This is a genomic window from Acinetobacter sp. RUH 2624, from assembly GCF_000162375.2.
In the GTDB taxonomy this organism is placed as follows: domain Bacteria; phylum Pseudomonadota; class Gammaproteobacteria; order Pseudomonadales; family Moraxellaceae; genus Acinetobacter; species Acinetobacter nosocomialis.
In genome coordinates, this window is sequence record NZ_KI391939.1 from 3,171,964 (window position 1) to 3,191,009 (window position 19,046).

The window sequence follows — 19,046 nt, forward strand, 5'->3', positions numbered from 1 at the left end:
GAATGAAAATATGAAGCGTTTAGTAGACATAGTCATTTCTTTAATAGCTTTAACTGTTCTGTCGCCAATATTTCTGATAGTTGCTTATAAAGTCCGTAAAAATTTAGGTTCACCAATATTCTTTTACCAAGAAAGACCTGGTAAAGACGGAAAATTATTTAAAATGATTAAGTTCCGTTCTATGAAAGATGCTTTTGATGCTCAAGGAAATCCATTGCCAGACGAAGCTCGTATTACTCCGTTTGGACAAAAACTGCGTTCAACTAGTCTAGATGAAATGCCACAGCTCATTAACGTACTAAAAGGTGACATGAGTGTGGTAGGGCCGCGTCCAATGTTAAAAGATTTTGTTGCTTTATATTCACCAGAACAAGCGCGTCGTTTAGAAGTACGCCCTGGAATGACGGGTTTAGCTCAAGTAAGCGGGCGTAATGAACTTGATTATGAAGAACGATTTAAGTGTGATGTATGGTATGTAGATAATCACAACGTTTGGGTTGATTTCAAAATCATGTTTAAAACAGTCAAAGTGATGTTAAAACGTGAAGGAATTAATGCTCCAGGGCATGTTGGGCCATCTTTATTTAAAGGTAATGATACCCAAGAAAATATTGATTCTTCTGTTAAGTAAATTTTATATCTTGAAATCTTTCTTATGATTAAAAAAGCAGTTTTACCAGTAGCTGGTTTAGGTACACGTTTTCTACCGGCAAGTAAGTCTATTCCAAAGGAAATGGTAACGGTCGTTGATCGTCCTGCAATTGAATATGTAGTACGCGAGGCGGTAGAGGCTGGAATTGAACAAATTATTTTAGTTACTCATTCATCGAAAGCATCAATTGAAAATTATTTTGATCGTAACTTTGAGTTGGAAACCACTCTAGAACAAAAGAAAAAATTCGATTTACTTGCAGAGATTACTCAAATTGTGCCTGAGCATGTGAGTGTAGTAAGTGTAAGACAACCTCAGCCTTTAGGCTTAGGGCATGCTGTGTTATGTGCAAAGAGTGTTGTCGGTCAAGATGATTTCGCTGTGCTATTACCAGATGTATTGGTGAAAGATAGCTCTGGACAAAATGATCTATCCCGTATGATTTCTCGCTATAACTCAAGCCAAGCTGCTCAAATCATGGTTGAAGCAGTGCCAGACCATTTAGTAGATCAATATGGGATTGTGGATGTAAAACATAGCCCAAATGAAGGTGAAAGCATTGCTATGCAGGGTATTGTTGAAAAGCCTGCAGTAGGCTCTGCACCATCAAACTTATCAGTGGTTGGCCGCTATGTGTTACCTGCCAAGATTATGCAATTACTTGAGAACACGCCGAAAGGTGCGGGTAATGAAATTCAGTTAACTGATGCAATTGCAATGCTTCAAGACACAGATACTGTTGAAGCTTATCGTATGCAAGGTCAAACGTTTGATTGTGGTAGTAAGATTGGGTATTTAAAAGCTGTACTACACTATGGAATTAAACACCCTAAGTTAGGAAATGATTTTAAACAGTTAATTCAGGAACTTAAATTATAAAATTTTGTAGCTCTGTTTAACTATTTGTAAAAACGAATGAATATATGAACAGAGCAATATATTCTCTTCCTGGAAAGGGAAGAGAATTTTATAGAATATTAAAATCAGGTGTACAATGAAAATCGCGGTATTTGGAACCACCTTACATGCTGGTGTAATGGCAGCATTATTAGCTGAATATGGCAATCAGATCTATTGGTGTACAAGTGTCACCTGTGAAGAAAATATATCTGTACTTTCATATCAAGATCAAGAAGTTAATCATTATTTAAATAAACAACGAAAAGCAGGTTTTTTAACAGAAAGTCCTTTTTCTCAAATTCCTTTGGATGTTGAAGTTTATTTATTCTGTTTTAGCCCAACACAAATAGACCTAGCTTTAAAAACAGTTGAGAAGTTAAGTGAACGTCCAATTGTTCATCCAAAGTTAATGGTTAATGGATCTACTTTTGGTTTACATGGGACAGAAAAATTAAAGCAATATTTACCTAAAGATGAGTGGGTCTATTTTCCTGATGTAATTCAAGAAGGGAATGCAATTAATAGTGTACTCAATGTAAAGCATGTCATTGTTGGTGTTGAATCGAGTTATGCTCAAGATACGATGCAAGAATTACTACGACCATTCTTCCGTTTCAGCTATCAATATTTATTCATGCCGATTTTAGATGCCGAATTTACCAAGCTCAGTATTTCAGGTATGTTGGCAACTCGCATCAGTTACATGAATGATCTTGCTCTAGTTGCTGAAAAGCTGGGTATTGATATTGCCAATATAAAACATGGGCTTGCGGCTGATACTCGTATTGGCGCAGCATACCTATCTGCAGGTGTGGGTTTTGGTGGTGAAAATTTTTCACATGATATTTTAACACTCTCAAGTACAGTTTCTGAAACAGGTGTGAAAAGTCAACTTCTAGAACAAGTTTGGGCGATTAACGAACAACAAAAAGAAATTTTATTCCGTAAATTATGGAACTACTATCATTGTGATTTGAGTGGAAAAACTGTTGCAATTTGGGGAGCTTCATTTAAAGAGAATACTCCAAGTACACATAACTCACCTATTCATATTTTATTGGCTGCTTTATGGGCGCAAGATGTAAAGGTTCGGTTACATGACCCACAAGCTCTTAATGAAATTGCAGCTTTATATGGTACCCGTGAAGACCTGATTTTATGCGCTGATCAATATGAAGCAGCACAAGGAGCACATGCTTTATGCTTAGTTACGGCATGGAAGCAGTATTGGAGTCCTGACTTTAAACAGTTACAACAATTGATGCAGCATCCTCTTATTTTGGATGGGCGTAATATTTATGATCCAGCATATGTAAAATCTAAAGGTTTTGCTTATGAAGGAGTAGGTCGATTATGAGTAAATCTATCGAGAAGTTTCCCAAAGAGCTAGTTTCTCCTATCGCGCAGCTTCATTCTTTGGTTGAGAAAAATTCAAACTTACATATAAAAGAATTATTTGCATCAGAGTCTGATCGATTTCAGCAATATTCTGTAAAGTTCGATCAACTGGTTTTTGATTATAGTAAGCACCGTGTGACTAAAAGTGTGTTAGAGCAATTGGTGGCTTTAGCAAAAACTAAACAATTGACTCACTGGATTGAACGATTATTTTCTCAAGATAAAGTCAACTGTACCGAACAGCGTGCTGCAATGCATTGGGCTTTACGTTTACCATTAGAATATTCTAAATTTCCGGAATTAACTGAAAAGGTCCATAGCCAATTGCAGCGTATGTATGCGTTGGTTGAAAAAATCCATGCTGGACAATACCGTGGTGCCACAGGTGAAGTCATTCAAGATGTCGTTAATATTGGGGTAGGAGGATCTGATTTAGGACCTCAAATGGTAACCCATGCATTATCGGATTTTAAAGTAAAAACAGCTAAACCACTCAATGTTCATTTCGTATCAACAATGGATGGTAGCCAGTTATCGGAATTGCTTCATCAGCTGCGTCCAGAAACAACGTTATTTATTATTTCTTCGAAGTCATTTGGCACTATTGATACTTTATCCAATGCACAAACTGTTCGTCAGTGGCTTGAGAAAGCTTTAGGGAAACACGAACGGGTGGTAAAAAGCCATTTTATTGGTGTTTCTACAAAAGCTAACAAAATGTCAGAGTGGGGGATTGCTCCTGAAAATCAATTATTACTTTGGGATTGGGTTGGTGGACGTTATTCTCTTTGGTCGTGTATTGGGTTACCTATCGCATTGTCAGTTGGGGTTGAATGTTTCCAACAGCTTTTAGCTGGTGCCCATGCTGTTGATGAGCATTTCCAAAATACAAGTTTTGAGCAGAATATACCTGTACTTATGGCATTATTAGGAGTCTGGAATAATAACTTTTTAAATATTCAGACCCATGCTGTATTACCTTATGATGGCCGTTTAAAATATTTTGCAGCTTATTTGCAACAGCTCGAAATGGAATCTAATGGTAAATCGGTACAACGTGGTGGACAAAAAGTTGAATTAGATACTTGCCCAATTGTATGGGGTGAAGTTGGGCCAAATGCTCAACATGCCTTTTATCAATTACTCCATCAGGGAACTCAGGCAGTAAGTTGTGATTTTATTGCACCTATACAACGCTACAATGCAGATCATTTTACTTATGTAGAAAATGCTGAAGCATTGATTGAACAGCATCATCTTGCGCTTTCAAACTGTTTGGCACAATCACGTTTATTGGCTTTTGGTAACGAAGCTCTAGATACAAAAGAACTAGAGAGTTTGCCTATTTATAAGCAATATGAAGGAAATCAGCCAAGTTCAACATTACTTTTAAAAGAGCTTAATCCTTATAGTTTAGGAATGTTGATTGCTTTATATGAACATAAAGTATTTGTTCAGTCTGTAATCTGGAACATTAATCCCTTTGATCAGTGGGGAGTGGAAAAAGGTAAGCAAATTGCTGACCAGTTACTCCCGATTTTAAATGGTGTTCAAAACGATCTTTCAACACTCGATGCTTCAACACGTGGATTGATTAAAATTTTATTAGGAAAAATAGATGGCTAAAATTCTGGTTACTGGTGGTGCAGGCTATATTGGTTCACATACTTGCGTAGAGCTTTTGAATGCAGGTCATGAAGTCATTGTTTTTGACAACCTTTCAAATAGTTCAGAAGAGTCTTTAAATAGAGTTCAAGAGCTCACTCAAAAAAGTTTAACTTTTGTAGAGGGAGATATTCGGAATGCAGATGAACTTGATCGCGTATTTCAAAATCATACAATCGATGCCGTGATCCATTTCGCAGGTTTGAAAGCAGTTGGTGAAAGCCAGGAAAAACCTCTTATTTATTTTGATAATAATATTGCAGGTAGTATCCAACTGGTTAAATCAATGGAGAAAGCACGAGTTTATACACTTGTGTTTAGCTCATCTGCAACAGTATATGATGAAGCGAATACATCTCCTTTAAATGAAGAAATGCCAACAGGTATGCCTAGTAATAATTACGGTTACACTAAATTAATCGTTGAGCAATTATTACAAAAATTGTCTGTTTCTAATTCTAAATGGTCGATTGCTTTACTTCGTTATTTTAATCCAGTAGGTGCCCATAAAAGTGGACGTATTGGTGAAGATCCACAAGGTATTCCAAATAATTTAATGCCTTACGTTACGCAAGTTGCTGTTGGTCGCCGTGAAAAACTTTCTATTTATGGTAATGATTACGATACAGTAGATGGTACAGGTGTTCGTGATTATATCCATGTTGTTGACTTAGCCAATGCACATCTATGTGCTCTAAATAACCGATTACAAGCAACAGGTTGTCGTGCATGGAATATTGGAACGGGTAATGGCTCATCAGTATTACAGGTTAAAAATACCTTTGAACAGGTCAATGGCGTATCCGTTGCTTTCGAATTCGCACCACGCCGAGCAGGTGATGTAGCGACTTCATTTGCAAATAATGCCCGTGCTGTTGCTGAGTTAGGCTGGCAACCTCAATATGGTTTAGAGGATATGTTGCAAGACAGCTGGAAATGGCAAAAAAATAATCCAACGGGTTATAAAAATTGATTATTTAATTTTTCTAAATATCAATTATCTATCTGTCTTGAATTGAGATAGAGCTCTTTTCTAAAAAGAGGCTACAGTTGTAGTGACTACTTTCATGCTAGTATTCGCGACAATCCTGTTAGTCTCTTTTTGTCATCATGGTTTTTCTTCGTCAGCAATTGTTGTTTATCTTTATTGCCTTTTTATCCACCTGTGTCGTAAGCGTCCGCTGAACCCCACTTTTTCTAACTCATTAATACCGCGATAGTGTCCACTTAAATTTAAGTGGACACCTATTTATGGATTTAAAGACAGTTATAGACAGTGCACCAACGCTAAAAAAGCCCCGTCGAACCTTCACAGCTGAATTTAAACATCAACTTATTCAGCAATGCCAGCAGCCAGATACATCAGTGGCCAAGGTAGCAATGCAACATCAGATCAATGCCAATCTGCTACATAAATGGATTCGTCAGTCCAGATCAATGCCCCCTGCATTAAAAACCCCATCCATTCCACAGACTGACTTTCTTCCGGTCATTCTTCACCCGACTCCAGTCAAACAAGAAGCACCTCTACCACCTGTGCCAGAGAAGAAAGCTGTCGCTCATATCAGGATTCCATTACATGAGGCACCAAGTTCCGCAAGGGATCAGATGATCGAGATCGACTGGCCGGTGGAGTCAGTAACTGAATTACTGTTGCTGATCCAGGGTTTGACTCAATGATTCGTATTGATGAGATCTGGTTGTCTACCCAGCCGATGGACATGCGTGCAGGGATGGATACAGCCATGGCTCAGGTGCTGAGAGCCTTTGGCTACATCAAACCGCATTGCGCTTACCTGTTCTGTAATAAGCGTGGCCATCGTATGAAAGTGCTGGTGCATGATGGACTGGGTATCTGGCTGTGTGCCCGGCGGCTGGAACAGGGGAAATTCCACTGGGCTAAAGTTCACCAGGGTGAAAGTATGGCGATCAGCCCGGAGCAGTTACAGGCACTGATCCAGGGTTTGCCCTGGCAAAGAATCGGACTGCAGCAAGTGGTAACAATGCTCTAAACCAGGCTCATCCATTCTGCTATTCTCCAAACGTTCTATTTCCTCTGCATCATGACCTCAGGCATACTGCGGTCATGAATACGCTGCCTGATTTAAGCCAACTGACCCATGAACAACTGCTGGAATTTACCAGACAGTTGGCGATGCAGCATCAGTCTCTGGCACAATCTAAACAACAACTGGAACAATCAAATCAGCAATTAGATGCCAGAGTTCAACATCTTGAAGTCACCAATCAGCAATTAGATTCTAAAGTTCAACATCTTTCTATTCTCAATCAAAAATACGAGCATGAGCTTGCACTATTTAAACAGCATAAATTCGGCAGTAAAAATGAACATCTAACCGCAAAACAAATCCATCTCTGGGATGAAGCGGTTGAAGAAGATATTGCAGCGGTTGATCTGGAACTGGAACGACTGAATGCAGATAAAACCAATGCAGCTGCACAGAAAGCCCCAGTCAACAAACCTAAACGTCGGCTGTTGCCAGATCATCTACACACCCTCCGTATTGAGCATGAACCTGAATCAACACAATGCAGTTGTGGCTGTACCTTGCGTCGTATCGGTGAAGATGTCAGTGAAAAACTGAATTTCAGACCGGCACAGTTCTATAAGGAACAGCATGTGCGTGGTAAATGGGTCTGTGATCAGTGTGACACTCTGACTCAGCAAGCGATGCCAGCCTATGTGATTGATAAAGGCATTGCTTCACCTGAATTGCTTAGCCATGTGCTGGTGTCAAAGTATGCCGATCATTTGCCTTTGTACCGTCAACGTCAAATCTTTCTACGCGCAGGTGTTGATCTGTCTAGATCAACGTTATCTGACTGGATTGGCCGCTGTGGGGTGGAACTGGAACCTCTGGCCAATGCCTTAAAACAGGTGGTACTGCAACAGCAGGTGATCCATGCAGATGAAACACCGGTGACGGTCATGCAGATGGGTGAAAATGAGAAAAAGCCCAAAAAAGGTTATGTCTGGGCCTATGCCAGCACACAGTACAATCCAGTTCAGGCAGTGATCTATGACTTTCAAGATAGCCGTTCTGGCCAGCATGCTGAAGACTTCCTGAAAGGCTGGCAGGGTCATTTGGTCTGTGATGATTACAGTGGTTATAAAGCACGCTTTAGATCAGGTCAGGTCATTGAGGTGGGCTGCATGGCACATGCACGTCGTAAATTCCATGAACTACATGTGACCAAGAAAAGTCAGGTCGCTGAACAGGCATTAGTGCTGATTCAGAAATTATATGCGATAGAAGCAGAATTAAGAAAAAAGACGGATGGTACAGCGGAAGACCGCTGCGAATACCGACAACAGCATAGTCAACCGGTCATGCAACAACTATATGAATGGCTCAACCAACATCAACTGACGGTGCCATCGAGTTCTCCAACCGCCCGGGCGATCAATTACAGCCTAAAACGTTGGACTGCTTTAAGCCGCTATCTGGATGATGGCAATCTACCCATTGACAATAATTGGATAGAGAACCAAATGCGTCCCTGGGCCTTGGGGCGTAAGAACTGGCTATTTGCAGGTTCGCTGCGCAGTGGTCAACGAGCTGCCAATATCATGACTTTAATCCAGTCAGCAAAGCTGAATGGCTTGGATCCGTATGCCTATTTAAGTGATGTGCTGAAAAGGTTGCCAACACATAAAGTGCCTCAAATAGAAGAATTACTACCTCACCGCTGGAAACCTGAACCCCGTTAAAACTTGGCGATGGCGTTCAGCGGATGCTTACCCTGTGTCGGTGTATATGTTGCATGGGATATGAACTTGACTTGGCATAAGTTTTATAGCTATCTGATTTCAGAAAAAGCTATTTTTTCAATTCTATTTAACTATGCCGTAATTCAACTATTTTTTATTATAGTTGGTCGTAAGTATACTGCTCTTTTTTTAAGCCAATTATTCGTTATATTTTTAAATTTTATTAATAAAAAGAAACAACAATATCTATTTAGTAATTTAAGCCCTGAAGATATTTTTTTACTTCCTGAGGCTATGAAAGCGACTCCTTGGCACTTACAGCTCATCTTTTTTATGCTGATTATTTTCTTTCTTATTGTACTGCTTATCGCTATACGTAAAGAAAGTAAAGCTACTTTTCACATCTATATTCCTAATATTATTATTTTTGCATTACTTGCAAGTGGCTTAATTTACTTAAATTTTATTAAAAATCCCACAGGAGCGTGTTTTTCAGAAAATAAACCTATGATTTGTGCCAGCTTACAAGAATTTCCAAATACGAGAAATGACTGGATCGGCGACTATAGGAAAATTCAAGATTACGGGTTTGTGACTTTTTACGTATCTAAGGTATTGGATAATGTAACCAGTGTTTTATTACCTAACCGTAAAGTGTCTGAACAAGACATACAGCAGATTTTGCAGGAACATCATTTGGTTCAATCTTTAGACGACAATGAAAAGGAATATCCGAACATTGTTATCGTGATGGAAGAATCCTTTTGGGATTCTCATCATTTAGATAGTGGTTTACCAAAAGACTTACTATCTTTTGTTCATCAAAATCAGGTCTCTAATTTACTGTCTCCTTCTTTTGGAGGAGGTACTGCGAATGTTGAATTTGAAGTCCTTACGAGCCTCAATACAACTTTTTTCGCAAATGAGTTGTTATATGTTTCTAAGCTGAAAAAGCCAATTTATGCATTACCTTATTATTTAAATTCAATTGGTTATCAAACAATTGCAATGCATAATAACTATGGTTATTACTATAATCGCAATAAGGTATATCCAGCATTGGGGTTTGATAAATTTATATCACTTGAAAATATGATTGCCCAAAAAGATCGGTCTACAGTCTTTAATTTAGGAGGATGGGCTACAGATGATCTTATTTTTGATTCGATTAAATCTACTTTAGGAGAGAACGAGCAACAGCCAAAGTTTATTTATGCGATTACTGTTGAAAATCACCCAATGTATAATGATGATCGTTTTGGTAAGCAAAATTATAAATTTAACAAAGAGCTGTCTGAAAATGAAAAGCAAAAATTAAGTACTTATACTGCTGGAACTGCACGTGCTAACCAAAAGCTAAAAGAGCTCGCTGAATATTTAAAGACAATAGATCGACCAACAATTTTAGTGGCTTTTGGCGATCATTTACCGAATCTACAAGAAGTTTATGAGAGTTATGGATTTTTTAAAGATGATCCTGAGCGGACTAATTTAAAAAATTATCAGACACCGTTTGTAGTGTGGAGCAATTATAAATTAGATAAGAAGCCCTTGAATCAGCCTTATATTTCTGCAAGTTTCGTTGCTCCAAAACTATTAAAGTTGGCAGGGTTGCCTTTGTCTGATTATTATCAATTTGTTGATGATGTATCGAGTTGTTATAGTGCCATTCACCAAAAATTTATTAATGAAAATCAAACGTGTAATTTTGATAAAAAAGCGCTGTTGAAAGGTTATGAAAATCTAAATAAGGATGTATTAGATGGACATAATCATACTTATAAAATTATGCAGAATAGCCAAAAAGAGATGGAACAATAATGTTCCATCTCTTTGAGATGAGCTCTATTAAGATTGAATTAGTCCAGTCAATTCATCTACATAATGCTGCATTGGCTGAGCTTGATGGTCTGCACGGCTTTCAATGTTGAGACGCAGTAAAGGCTCAGTGTTTGAAGCACGTACATTAAAACGCCATGCACCAAAGTCGAGGCTTACACCATCGGTACGGTCAATTTCCGGGTTTTGAGCAGCATAGAAATCAAAAATCTTTTGAATAGTGATTTGTGTATCAGCTACTTTAAAGTTGATTTCACCACTACAAGGAAATTTGGTAATCATATTTTCAACGAGTGTTGAAAGTGATTGTCCTGTTTCAGAAAGTAGAGCAACAGTAAGTAACCACGGAATCATACCGCTATCACAGTAAGCAAAGTCACGGAAATAGTGATGGGCACTCATTTCGCCGCCATATACAGCATTATTCTCACGCATAACGTCTTTAATGAATGCATGACCAGATTTTGACTGTACGGCAACACCTTTGTACTCATCTACGATATCAAATGTGTTCCACACTAAACGTGGGTCATGCACAATTTTCTCACCTGATTGTTTAATCAAGAAAGCTTGAGCCAGTAGACCAACAATATAGTAGCCTTCAATGAATTGACCTTTTTCATCGAACAAGAAACAGCGGTCAAAGTCGCCGTCCCAAGCAATTCCCATATCCGCTTTATGCTCAAGAACAGCATTTCGAGTACTGTAACGGTTTTCAATTAAAATTGGGTTAGGAATCCCATTTGGGAACGTACCATCTGCTTCATGGTGAATTTTAATAAATTCAACTGGTACATTAAGCGCCTTAAATTTTTCTTCGATTGCATCAATCACGTGACCAGCTGCACCATTACCCGCGTTTACCACTAACTTAAGTGGGCGGATTTTTGCAGGTTCAATATAGGTGATTAGGTGATCAACGAACTCAGGCAAAATGTTATAACTTTGAGTTGTACCTTTTTGGCTAACTTCTTCAAAGTTATTGGTTTCTGCTAAAGCCTGAATTTCTTTTAAACCCGTATCTGCACTAATTGGACGAGCATTTTCTCGAACCAATTTCATACCGTTATAGTCCATTGGGTTGTGGCTCGCAGTAACTTCGATACCACCTTGCACATCTAAATGGAAAGCGGCGAAGTAAACTTCTTCAGTACCTGTCATACCTAAATCAAGAACATTGACACCCGCATCATTTAACCCGCGGATGGTCGCTTGTTTTAAACCCTCACTGCTTAGACGAATATCACAACCTACAACCACTGTCTTTGGTTTATAGATTTGTCCGTATGCGCGGCCAATTTTATAGGCGATTTCTTCATTCAATTCGGTGCCGAGTTTGCCTCGGATATCATAAGCTTTAAAACACGTTAAAGTAGTCATTATTCAATTCAATACATGTGGTTTGAGTTGTGTGCACATTATACATAGATCATGAAACAGGTATGTTTATAGTTTTTATATTCAAATTTTTCACTTCATTTTGGTAGTTCATATCTAAATTTATAAGAAAGATTTTTACGACTTTAGTCTAATAAATAAATTTATAAATTAGAAATAGCTTTATTTTTCTTAGCTATATTGGTCATACCAATTATGATGTTAATTTAATGATTGATCTTACCAATATCTGTGTTTATGATGCGATCTGTGGTTTAAGGAACAACATTTGCACTTAAATTTAAATTGGTAATACCAATTGTGCTAAATGTTTAAACTTTTAAGGTACAAAAAATTTCGCCTCGGCATTTCAAGGAGATGACAATGCTCAATATGTGGCAACAACTTTATGACCCTTTAAATAATATTTGGCTGTCCAGTGCGGTTGCATTAATCCCGATTATTTTCTTCTTTTTGGCATTGGCTGTTTTTCGTTTAAAAGGCAGTATCGCGGGTACAGGCACAGTCATTATTGCACTATTGATTGCGCTCTTTTTCTATCAAATGCCGGGTCAAATGGCCTTTGCGTCGATCATTTACGGTTTCTTCTATGGTCTATGGCCAATTTCATGGATCATTATTGGGGCAGTTTTTCTATACAAAATTTCAGTAAAAACAGGCCAGTTTGAGGTTATTCGTTCAAGCATTTTGTCAATTACCGAAGACCAACGTCTGCAAATGTTATTGGTTGGTTTTGCATTTGGTACTTTCCTTGAAGGGGCTGCTGGTTTCGGTGCTCCTGTCGCAATTACTGCTGCACTCCTTGTTGGTTTAGGCTTTAAGCCACTTTACGCAGCTGGTTTATGTTTGATTGTAAATACAGCGCCAGTGGCATTTGGTGCAATGGGTATTCCCATTATTGTGGCAGGGCAGGTGTCAGGCGTAGACACTATGGAAATTAGCCAGATGGTAGGTCGTCAGTTGCCATTCTTAACGCTAATTGTGCTGTTCTGGATTATGGCAATTATGGATGGCTGGCGTGGTGTTAAAGAAACTTGGCCTGCGGTAGTCGTTGGTGGTGGTTCGTTTGCGATAGCCCAATATCTTACATCTAACTTCATTGGTCCTGAGTTACCAGACATTACCGCTGCAATTGCGTCATTGGTCAGCTTGACTGTGTTGTTCCGTTTCTGGAAACCAAAACATATTTTCCGTTTTGAGCCTGAAGCTGGTCAAAGCTTGACTCAGCAACCTACTACGGTTCAACGTTATAGCATTGGGAAAATTGCTAAGGCGTGGTCTCCATTTGCTATTTTAACAGTCATGGTGACGATCTGGAGCGTTAAGCCATTTAAAGCATTATTTGCAAAAGATGGCGCTCTTGAACACTGGATTTTTAAACTTGAAGTACCATATTTGCATAAACTGGTCGAGAAAATGCCGCCAATTGTGGCAGAGATGAAACCATACGAGGCGATTTATAAGTTTGACTGGTTCTCTGCAACAGGTACGGCAATTTTTATTGCTGCAATCATCACTGCTATTTTCTTGAAAATGAAAGCAAGTGAAGCAGTAACGACTTTTGGTGAAACAATCAATGAGTTAAAAACACCGATTTACTCGATTGGTATGGTGTTGGCGTTTGCTTTTATTGCGAACTATTCAGGTTTATCTGCAACTTTAGCTTTGGCTCTATCGCATACAGGTCATGCGTTTACTTTCTTCTCGCCATTTTTGGGCTGGCTTGGTGTGTTCCTTACGGGTTCAGATACATCTTCAAATGCTTTGTTCTCGGCACTACAGGCGACTACGGCTCAGCAGATTGGTATTCCAGAAGTGTTATTGGTGGCTGCCAATACCAGTGGTGGTGTGACAGGTAAGATGATTTCTCCGCAGTCGATTGCGATTGCGTGTGCAGCGGTAGGCTTAGTTGGAAAAGAGTCTGACTTGTTCCGTTTCACGGTAAAACATAGCATCATATTCACTGTCTTTGTTGGCATCATTATTACGGTTCAGGCTTATCTGGTTCCGTGGATGATTCCATAACTCCAGTGAAGGAAACGCGATGAGAATCTCCGATCAAGTGGTCATGAAATTGCAGGCATTAATTGAAGAACGTCACATGAAAAAAGGTGACCGTTTGCCTGCCGAACGCCAGCTTGCAACAAGTTTAGGGGTTTCTCGTCCGTCTTTGCGTGAAGCAATTCAACAGCTCAATAGTCAAGGGGTGCTCAGTAGCCGCCGTGGCGATGGGACTTATATTCAGCAGTTACCTGAACAGTGGCCACAGCAACTCATTGTGAACCCAATTAGTAACTTGATTGAAGAAGATCCGCTGTACCGTTTTGATGTGCAAGAGGCGCGGTTATTACTTGAAGGTGGCACGGCATGGTATGCCGCATTGCGCTCAACGCCTGATGATCGTGCCAAAATCCGTCATTATTTTAATGAAATTAGTCGACATCAAAATGCAGGTGACTCAGCACAGGCTGCTGTGGCAGATGCTGAATTCCACTTAGCGATTGCTGAAGCATCTCACAATGTGGTGCTGATTCAAATGATGCGTAGTCTGTTTGATTTGCTGCAATACAACGTCTTGTTAGGGCGTAAAAAAGTTTATAACGACCCAGTCAATGGTGACTTGCTCAGCGAGCAGCATTTTCAGGTGATGGATGCTATTGATCGTAAAGATCCCGAGGCCGCACGCCAAGCTGTCTGCGGTCATATTGAATTTGTGATTAACCATGTACGTTCTCTGGATGAAGACGAAGCTCGCCAGAAACGTGCAAATCGTTTAAATAGAGTTGATTCAAAATGATTATTTCTTCTGGCAATGATTATCGTGCTGCGGCACAACGTCGCTTACCCCCGTTTTTATTTCACTACATTGATGGTGGAGCGTATTCGGAATATACCTTAAAGCGTAACGTACAAGATTTGTCAGAAATTGCATTGCGTCAACGTGTGCTCAATGACATGTCAGCGTTAAGTTTAGAGACAAAACTGTTTAACGAAACCTTGTCGATGCCGGTTGCATTGGCACCTGTGGGTTTAACAGGCATGTATGCGCGCCGTGGTGAAGTTCAAGCCGCAATGGCAGCCGACAAAAAGGGTATTCCATTTACGCTTTCAACGGTTTCTGTCTGTCCGATTGAAGAAGTTGCACCTGCAATTAACCGCCCGATGTGGTTCCAGCTTTATGTATTACGCGACCGTGGTTTTATGCGTAATGCTTTAGAACGTGCAAAAGCGGCAGGCTGCTCAACACTGGTGTTTACTGTAGATATGCCTGTACCGGGTGCGCGTTACCGTGATGCACATTCGGGAATGAGTGGGCCAAATGCTGCGATGCGCCGTTATATGCAGTCTATGTTCCATCCACATTGGTCGTGGAATGTCGGCTTAATGGGCCGTCCGCATGACCTCGGAAATATCTCTAAATATTTAGGCAAACCGACTGGGCTTGAAGATTATATTGGCTGGTTGGGTTCTAACTTTGACCCATCCATTTCATGGAAAGACCTTGAGTGGATTCGTGAGTTTTGGGATGGCCCAATGGTGATTAAGGGTATTTTAGACCCTGAAGATGCCAAAGATGCTGTGCGTTTTGGTGCAGATGGTATTGTGGTATCGAATCATGGTGGTCGTCAGTTAGATGGCGTGATGTCTTCTGCTCGTGCATTGCCTGCAATCGCTGATGCGGTAAAAGGTGATTTAGCAATTTTGGCTGACTCAGGCATCCGTAATGGTTTAGACGTAGTGCGTATGTTGGCGCTCGGTGCCGATACAGTGTTACTTGGCCGTGCCTTTGTGTATGCCTTGGCAGCAGCAGGTGGGCAAGGTGTTTCAAACTTGCTTGATTTGATTGATAAAGAGATGCGTGTTGCGATGACGCTCACGGGTGCTAAATCGATTTCGGATATTAATGCGGATTGTTTAGTACAGGCGATGAAACAGGGTTTTTAAGAAATAACTTTTTAAGTGAAAGAATAAGTACAGCCTCAAAATTTGGTGATTTGCTGATGTTTTACGTATAGGCATTTGTCACTTTTGAAAGGTCAAAAGTAACCAAAAACCTTTTGTTGAGCAAACCGTACTTCCTTGTACGGTTGCTCAACAGGCGGCATCCCTGCCGCCAACTCGTAGCCAATTTTAATTAAATCTAACACCTAGAGATTAGTTGCTGGTGCTAAGCGTCACTTACAGCCTGCGTAGCATGAGCAAGGTTTTGTTTTTGCAATATAACTTGAAAAATGGATGACCAAAAGGAAACCATCATGCAAACATTTTCTCCTCAAGCAGTGATTGAACGCTTACAAAATATTGTAGGGCGTTCGCATGTTTTGACCGATGACCAAAGTACGCGTCAGTATCGTCAAGGTCGTCGTTTTGGTGAGGGGAAAGTGCTTGCTGTAGTGGTGCCGGGCACATTGCTAGAGCAATGGCAGGTGCTTCAAGCTGCTATTGAGGCAGACTGTATTGTCATTATGCAGGCGGCCAATACAGGGCTTACTGGTGGTTCAACCCCATATGGCGATGATTATGACCGTCCTGTTTTAGTGATGAGTACCCGCCGTTTAAAGGGCATTCAAGTTATTCATGACGGTAAGCAAGTGATTTGTTTACCGGGTGCGACCTTAGATAATTTAGAGCAAATTTTAAAAGGTTATGACCGTGAACCGCATTCAGTAATTGGTTCATCTTGTATTGGTGCATCAGTACTTGGCGGTGTGTGTAATAACTCAGGCGGTGCTTTGGTACGCCGTGGTCCTGCATATACTGAGCTGGCGTTATATGCTCAGGTGAATGTTGCTGGACAGTTAGAACTGGTGAACCATTTAGGCGTAAATTTAGGTTCGACTCCCGAAGAAATTTTAACTCGTTTAGAGAAGCAGAAATATCAAGCCGCAGATATTTTAGATGATGGCGAAAAGCAGGCATCGGATCATCGTTATGCCCATGATGTGACCCAAGTTGATGAAGATACACCTGCTCGTTTTAATGCAGACCCGTCACGTTTGTTTGAGGCTTCTGGTTCAGCAGGTAAAGTCTGTGTGTTTGCGGTACGTCTTGATACTTATGAAAAAGTAGAAAGCAATGTCTTTTATATTGGTACTAATGATGCTGATGATTTAACGGCGATTCGCCGTTATTTACTCACTTCACTGCCAAGTCTACCGATTGCAGGCGAATATATTCACCGTGATGCTTACTTGATTGGTGAAAAGTACGGAAAAGACACATTCTTATTTATTGAAAAATTTGGTACAGCCAATGTTCCAAAAGCCTTCGCCATGAAAGATAAAGTCGATGGCTTTTTAGAAAAATTTAAAATTAAAGGTTTAACAGACCAGATTTTACAGGCGATTACGTTTTTTTTACCGAGTCATTTGCCTAAGTGTATGACCGAATATCGAGATCGTTATGAGCACCATTTGGTTTTACGTGTTGAAAATAATTCAAAAGTACAGACCGAGCAGTTTTTAAAAGAATATTTTGCAGTGCATCAGTCAGGCAGCTATTTCGTATGTAGTGAAGAAGAAGGTCGAAAGGCGTTCTTACACCGTTTTGCGATTGCGGGAGCTGCAATTCGTTATCGTGATACACACCGTAGTGAAGTTGAAGATATTGTCGCGCTTGATATTGCGTTACGTCGTAATGACCGCGAATGGGTAGAGCAACTACCTGCTGAAATGGAAAATAAAATTCTCCATAAACTCTATTATGGGCATTTCTTTTGTCATGTGTTCCATCAGGACTATATTCTTAAAAAGGGCCATGACCCATTAGAAATGGAACATCAAATGTGGAAGTTACTCGATGCACGCCGTGCTGAATATCCAGCAGAGCATAATGTTGGGCATCTTTACATTGCCAAACCTGCATTAGCCAATTTCTACCAAAAACTCGACCCAACCAATAGCTTTAATGTGGGGATTGGGCATACCTCAAAACTGAAATATTGGGGCAAAGCTAAATCTTAATATCGAGACATAAAAAAAGGCGCCGAAGCGCCTTTTTTAGTAGATGTCTTATGCAGCTTCTACAGATTTAGCAAGTACTTCAGCCATTGCTTTTGCAACAGTGTAAACATTGTTCATGTTTAAGCCTGCTACACAAATACGGCCACTACGTACTAAGTAGATTGCATATTCTTCACGCAAGATATCTACTTGCTCAGCAGTTAAACCTGTGTAACTAAACATACCTTTTTGGTTTACAAGGTAGCTAAAGTCACGGTCTGGTAATGCTTTAGTGAGTTCATCTTTCAAGATGCTACGCATTTTAATAATACGCTCACGCATCTCTTTCACTTCACCTTGCCATTGTTGGTTAAGTTCAGCGTCATTTAACACTTCATCAACTAACCAAGCACCTGTTGTAGGAGGACTAGAGTAAATACGACGTACAGTCGCTTTTAGCTGACCGAATGTGCACTGAGCAGCTTCTGCATCGTCACATACGAAAGTTAAGCCGCCAACACGCTCGCCATATAAAGAGAAGATTTTAGAGAACGAGTTGCTCACAATGAAGTTTAGACCCGCTTGGTCTAAAGCACGGATTGCATACGCATCTTCTTCCATACCGTCACCAAAACCTTGGTAAGCGATGTCTAGGAATGGAATAAGGTTACGGTCTTTTAATACTGCAATCACTTGATCCCACTGTGCTGGGTTTAAGTCAGCACCCGTTGGGTTGTGGCAGCATGGGTGCAACAACACAATGCTTTGCTCAGGCAAAGTTTTAAGTGTAGACAACATACCGTCAAAATCTACACCACGTGTTTCGTTGTCGAAATATGGGTAGAAATGAGTTTTGATGCCAGCGCCATTGAAAATCGCAACGTGGTTGTCCCAGGTTGGTTGGCTTACCCAAACGTCTGAATTTGGGAAATAAGTTTTTAAGAAATCCGCACCAACTTTCAATGCACCTGAACCACCAAGCGTTTGGATGGTTACAGCACGGCCAGCTTTAACTGCTGGGCTGTTTGCACCAAATAAAAGTGCTTGAATTGCTTCACGGTAAGGTTTGAAGCCTTCCATTGGCAAATAAAGTTTGGTTTTACCGTTTTTAGGCTCTATACGCTTTTGCGCTTCAATAATGGTCTCTAACTGAGGAACAATACTGTCTTCGTTATAATAAAGACCAATACTCAAGTTTACTTTTTCAGAACGAGTATCAGCATTGAACTGTTCCATTAAAGAGAGAATTGGATCGCCTGCGTATGGGGGGATATGTTGAAACATCAAAAAAGTCCTTTCATTCAACAATATGCATAGTGCTGGGTTTTTTCTGTCTCGAAAAATACGCCACAACTATGTCGATGTTCAATAATGTATCAATAAAGCTACCGTGAAGCACCTGATAATTTCACTAATATCGATATTTTCTGGCTGAAAATAATAAAAAGTTTTAAAAGAAATTACGGTAAATAGATACTAATTTATAACTCATGCTTTCATTCAAGCAGATTGTCTACAA

15 protein-coding genes are annotated in these 19,046 nt (G+C 40.0%); 13 read left to right on the plus strand and 2 right to left on the minus strand.

Going from position 1 to position 19,046, the window contains the following annotated elements; translation table 11 throughout:
• The first annotated feature begins 10 nt into the window (after positions 1-10).
• The 9 genes from HMPREF0014_RS21535 to HMPREF0014_RS21575 all read left to right on the plus strand — a co-directional run bounded on the left by HMPREF0014_RS21535 (position 11) and on the right by HMPREF0014_RS21575 (position 10,169).
• Positions 11-631, plus strand: coding sequence for a sugar transferase (locus HMPREF0014_RS21535; protein ID WP_000826958.1), 621 nt, complete (start codon positions 11-13; stop codon positions 629-631).
• Between the two features lie 24 nt (positions 632-655).
• The gene (galU, locus tag HMPREF0014_RS21540; protein WP_000591438.1) at positions 656-1,531 is read left to right on the plus strand and encodes a UTP--glucose-1-phosphate uridylyltransferase GalU; all 876 of its coding nucleotides are present in this window, start codon (positions 656-658) and stop codon (positions 1,529-1,531) included.
• Positions 1,532-1,646: 115 nt separating this feature from the next.
• A complete protein-coding gene (locus HMPREF0014_RS21545) occupies positions 1,647-2,909 on the plus strand; it encodes a nucleotide sugar dehydrogenase (RefSeq protein WP_006581402.1) in 1,263 nt (420 codons plus the stop codon).
• Positions 2,906-4,576 (plus strand): glucose-6-phosphate isomerase, encoded by a 1,671-nt coding sequence (gene pgi, locus HMPREF0014_RS21550; protein WP_006581401.1) that lies wholly within the window; start codon positions 2,906-2,908, stop codon positions 4,574-4,576. Before HMPREF0014_RS21545 ends, pgi begins: the two co-directional genes overlap by 4 nt.
• Entirely contained in the window at positions 4,569-5,588 is a 1,020-nt protein-coding gene (gene galE / locus HMPREF0014_RS21555) for a UDP-glucose 4-epimerase GalE (protein ID WP_006581400.1), read from the plus strand. The genes pgi and galE overlap by 8 nt, the downstream gene beginning before the upstream one ends.
• A gap of 278 nt (positions 5,589-5,866) precedes the next feature.
• On the plus strand, positions 5,867-6,295 hold the full coding sequence (locus HMPREF0014_RS21560; protein WP_000364662.1) for a transposase: 429 nt from the start codon (positions 5,867-5,869) through the stop codon (positions 6,293-6,295).
• The gene (gene tnpB, locus HMPREF0014_RS21565) at positions 6,292-6,627 is read left to right on the plus strand and encodes an IS66 family insertion sequence element accessory protein TnpB (RefSeq protein ID WP_000618090.1); all 336 of its coding nucleotides are present in this window, start codon (positions 6,292-6,294) and stop codon (positions 6,625-6,627) included. The genes HMPREF0014_RS21560 and tnpB overlap by 4 nt, the downstream gene beginning before the upstream one ends.
• 74 nt (positions 6,628-6,701) lie before the next feature.
• Positions 6,702-8,348, plus strand: a complete 1,647-nt coding sequence (locus HMPREF0014_RS21570) for an IS66-like element ISAba17 family transposase (RefSeq protein WP_001094416.1) — start codon at positions 6,702-6,704, stop codon at positions 8,346-8,348.
• A gap of 159 nt (positions 8,349-8,507) precedes the next feature.
• The gene (locus HMPREF0014_RS21575; RefSeq protein WP_082187655.1) at positions 8,508-10,169 is read left to right on the plus strand and encodes an LTA synthase family protein; all 1,662 of its coding nucleotides are present in this window, start codon (positions 8,508-8,510) and stop codon (positions 10,167-10,169) included.
• A 27-nt stretch (positions 10,170-10,196) separates the two neighbouring features.
• Here HMPREF0014_RS21575 and HMPREF0014_RS21580 read toward each other — a convergent pair whose 3' ends face one another.
• The gene (locus HMPREF0014_RS21580; RefSeq protein ID WP_006581647.1) at positions 10,197-11,567 is read right to left on the minus strand and encodes a phosphomannomutase/phosphoglucomutase; all 1,371 of its coding nucleotides are present in this window, start codon (positions 11,565-11,567) and stop codon (positions 10,197-10,199) included.
• A 375-nt stretch (positions 11,568-11,942) separates the two neighbouring features.
• On the opposite strand from HMPREF0014_RS21580, the gene lldP reads away from it, so the two are divergent.
• The 4 genes from lldP to dld all read left to right on the plus strand — a co-directional run bounded on the left by lldP (position 11,943) and on the right by dld (position 17,548).
• Positions 11,943-13,610 carry an L-lactate permease gene (gene lldP, locus HMPREF0014_RS21585; protein ID WP_171068679.1) on the plus strand — a complete coding sequence of 556 codons (1,668 nt, stop codon included), beginning with the start codon at positions 11,943-11,945 and terminating at the stop codon, positions 13,608-13,610.
• A gap of 19 nt (positions 13,611-13,629) precedes the next feature.
• The gene (gene lldR, locus HMPREF0014_RS21590; RefSeq protein WP_006581645.1) at positions 13,630-14,382 is read left to right on the plus strand and encodes a transcriptional regulator LldR; all 753 of its coding nucleotides are present in this window, start codon (positions 13,630-13,632) and stop codon (positions 14,380-14,382) included.
• Positions 14,379-15,530 (plus strand): FMN-dependent L-lactate dehydrogenase LldD, encoded by a 1,152-nt coding sequence (gene lldD / locus HMPREF0014_RS21595; protein WP_004706043.1) that lies wholly within the window; start codon positions 14,379-14,381, stop codon positions 15,528-15,530. The genes lldR and lldD overlap by 4 nt, the downstream gene beginning before the upstream one ends.
• 311 nt (positions 15,531-15,841) lie before the next feature.
• Positions 15,842-17,548, plus strand: a complete 1,707-nt coding sequence (gene dld / locus HMPREF0014_RS21600; protein WP_020992346.1) for a D-lactate dehydrogenase — start codon at positions 15,842-15,844, stop codon at positions 17,546-17,548.
• Positions 17,549-17,596: 48 nt separating this feature from the next.
• Here the strand turns inward: dld and HMPREF0014_RS21605 are convergent, their stop codons facing one another.
• Complete coding sequence (locus HMPREF0014_RS21605; protein WP_004706039.1) at positions 17,597-18,811, minus strand: amino acid aminotransferase; 1,215 nt, start codon at positions 18,809-18,811, stop codon at positions 17,597-17,599.
• Positions 18,812-19,046: the final 235 nt, after the last annotated feature.

What these genes read in the sequence shown, in the direction of transcription:
- pgi (WP_006581401.1), top strand. Translation starts at nt 2,906, where the DNA reads ATGAGTAAATCTATCGAGAAGTTTCCCAAAGAGCTAGTTTCTCCTATC.
- HMPREF0014_RS21580 (WP_006581647.1), bottom strand. Translation starts at nt 11,567, where the DNA reads ATGACTACTTTAACGTGTTTTAAAGCTTATGATATCCGAGGCAAACTC.
- galU (WP_000591438.1), top strand. Translation starts at nt 656, where the DNA reads ATGATTAAAAAAGCAGTTTTACCAGTAGCTGGTTTAGGTACACGTTTT.
- galE (WP_006581400.1), top strand. Translation starts at nt 4,569, where the DNA reads ATGGCTAAAATTCTGGTTACTGGTGGTGCAGGCTATATTGGTTCACAT.
- HMPREF0014_RS21535 (WP_000826958.1), top strand. Translation starts at nt 11, where the DNA reads ATGAAGCGTTTAGTAGACATAGTCATTTCTTTAATAGCTTTAACTGTT.
- HMPREF0014_RS21545 (WP_006581402.1), top strand. Translation starts at nt 1,647, where the DNA reads ATGAAAATCGCGGTATTTGGAACCACCTTACATGCTGGTGTAATGGCA.
- tnpB (WP_000618090.1), top strand. Translation starts at nt 6,292, where the DNA reads ATGATTCGTATTGATGAGATCTGGTTGTCTACCCAGCCGATGGACATG.
- lldR (WP_006581645.1), top strand. Translation starts at nt 13,630, where the DNA reads ATGAGAATCTCCGATCAAGTGGTCATGAAATTGCAGGCATTAATTGAA.
- HMPREF0014_RS21570 (WP_001094416.1), top strand. Translation starts at nt 6,702, where the DNA reads ATGAATACGCTGCCTGATTTAAGCCAACTGACCCATGAACAACTGCTG.
- lldD (WP_004706043.1), top strand. Translation starts at nt 14,379, where the DNA reads ATGATTATTTCTTCTGGCAATGATTATCGTGCTGCGGCACAACGTCGC.
- HMPREF0014_RS21605 (WP_004706039.1), bottom strand. Translation starts at nt 18,811, where the DNA reads ATGTTTCAACATATCCCCCCATACGCAGGCGATCCAATTCTCTCTTTA.
- lldP (WP_171068679.1), top strand. Translation starts at nt 11,943, where the DNA reads ATGACAATGCTCAATATGTGGCAACAACTTTATGACCCTTTAAATAAT.
- dld (WP_020992346.1), top strand. Translation starts at nt 15,842, where the DNA reads ATGCAAACATTTTCTCCTCAAGCAGTGATTGAACGCTTACAAAATATT.
- HMPREF0014_RS21560 (WP_000364662.1), top strand. Translation starts at nt 5,867, where the DNA reads ATGGATTTAAAGACAGTTATAGACAGTGCACCAACGCTAAAAAAGCCC.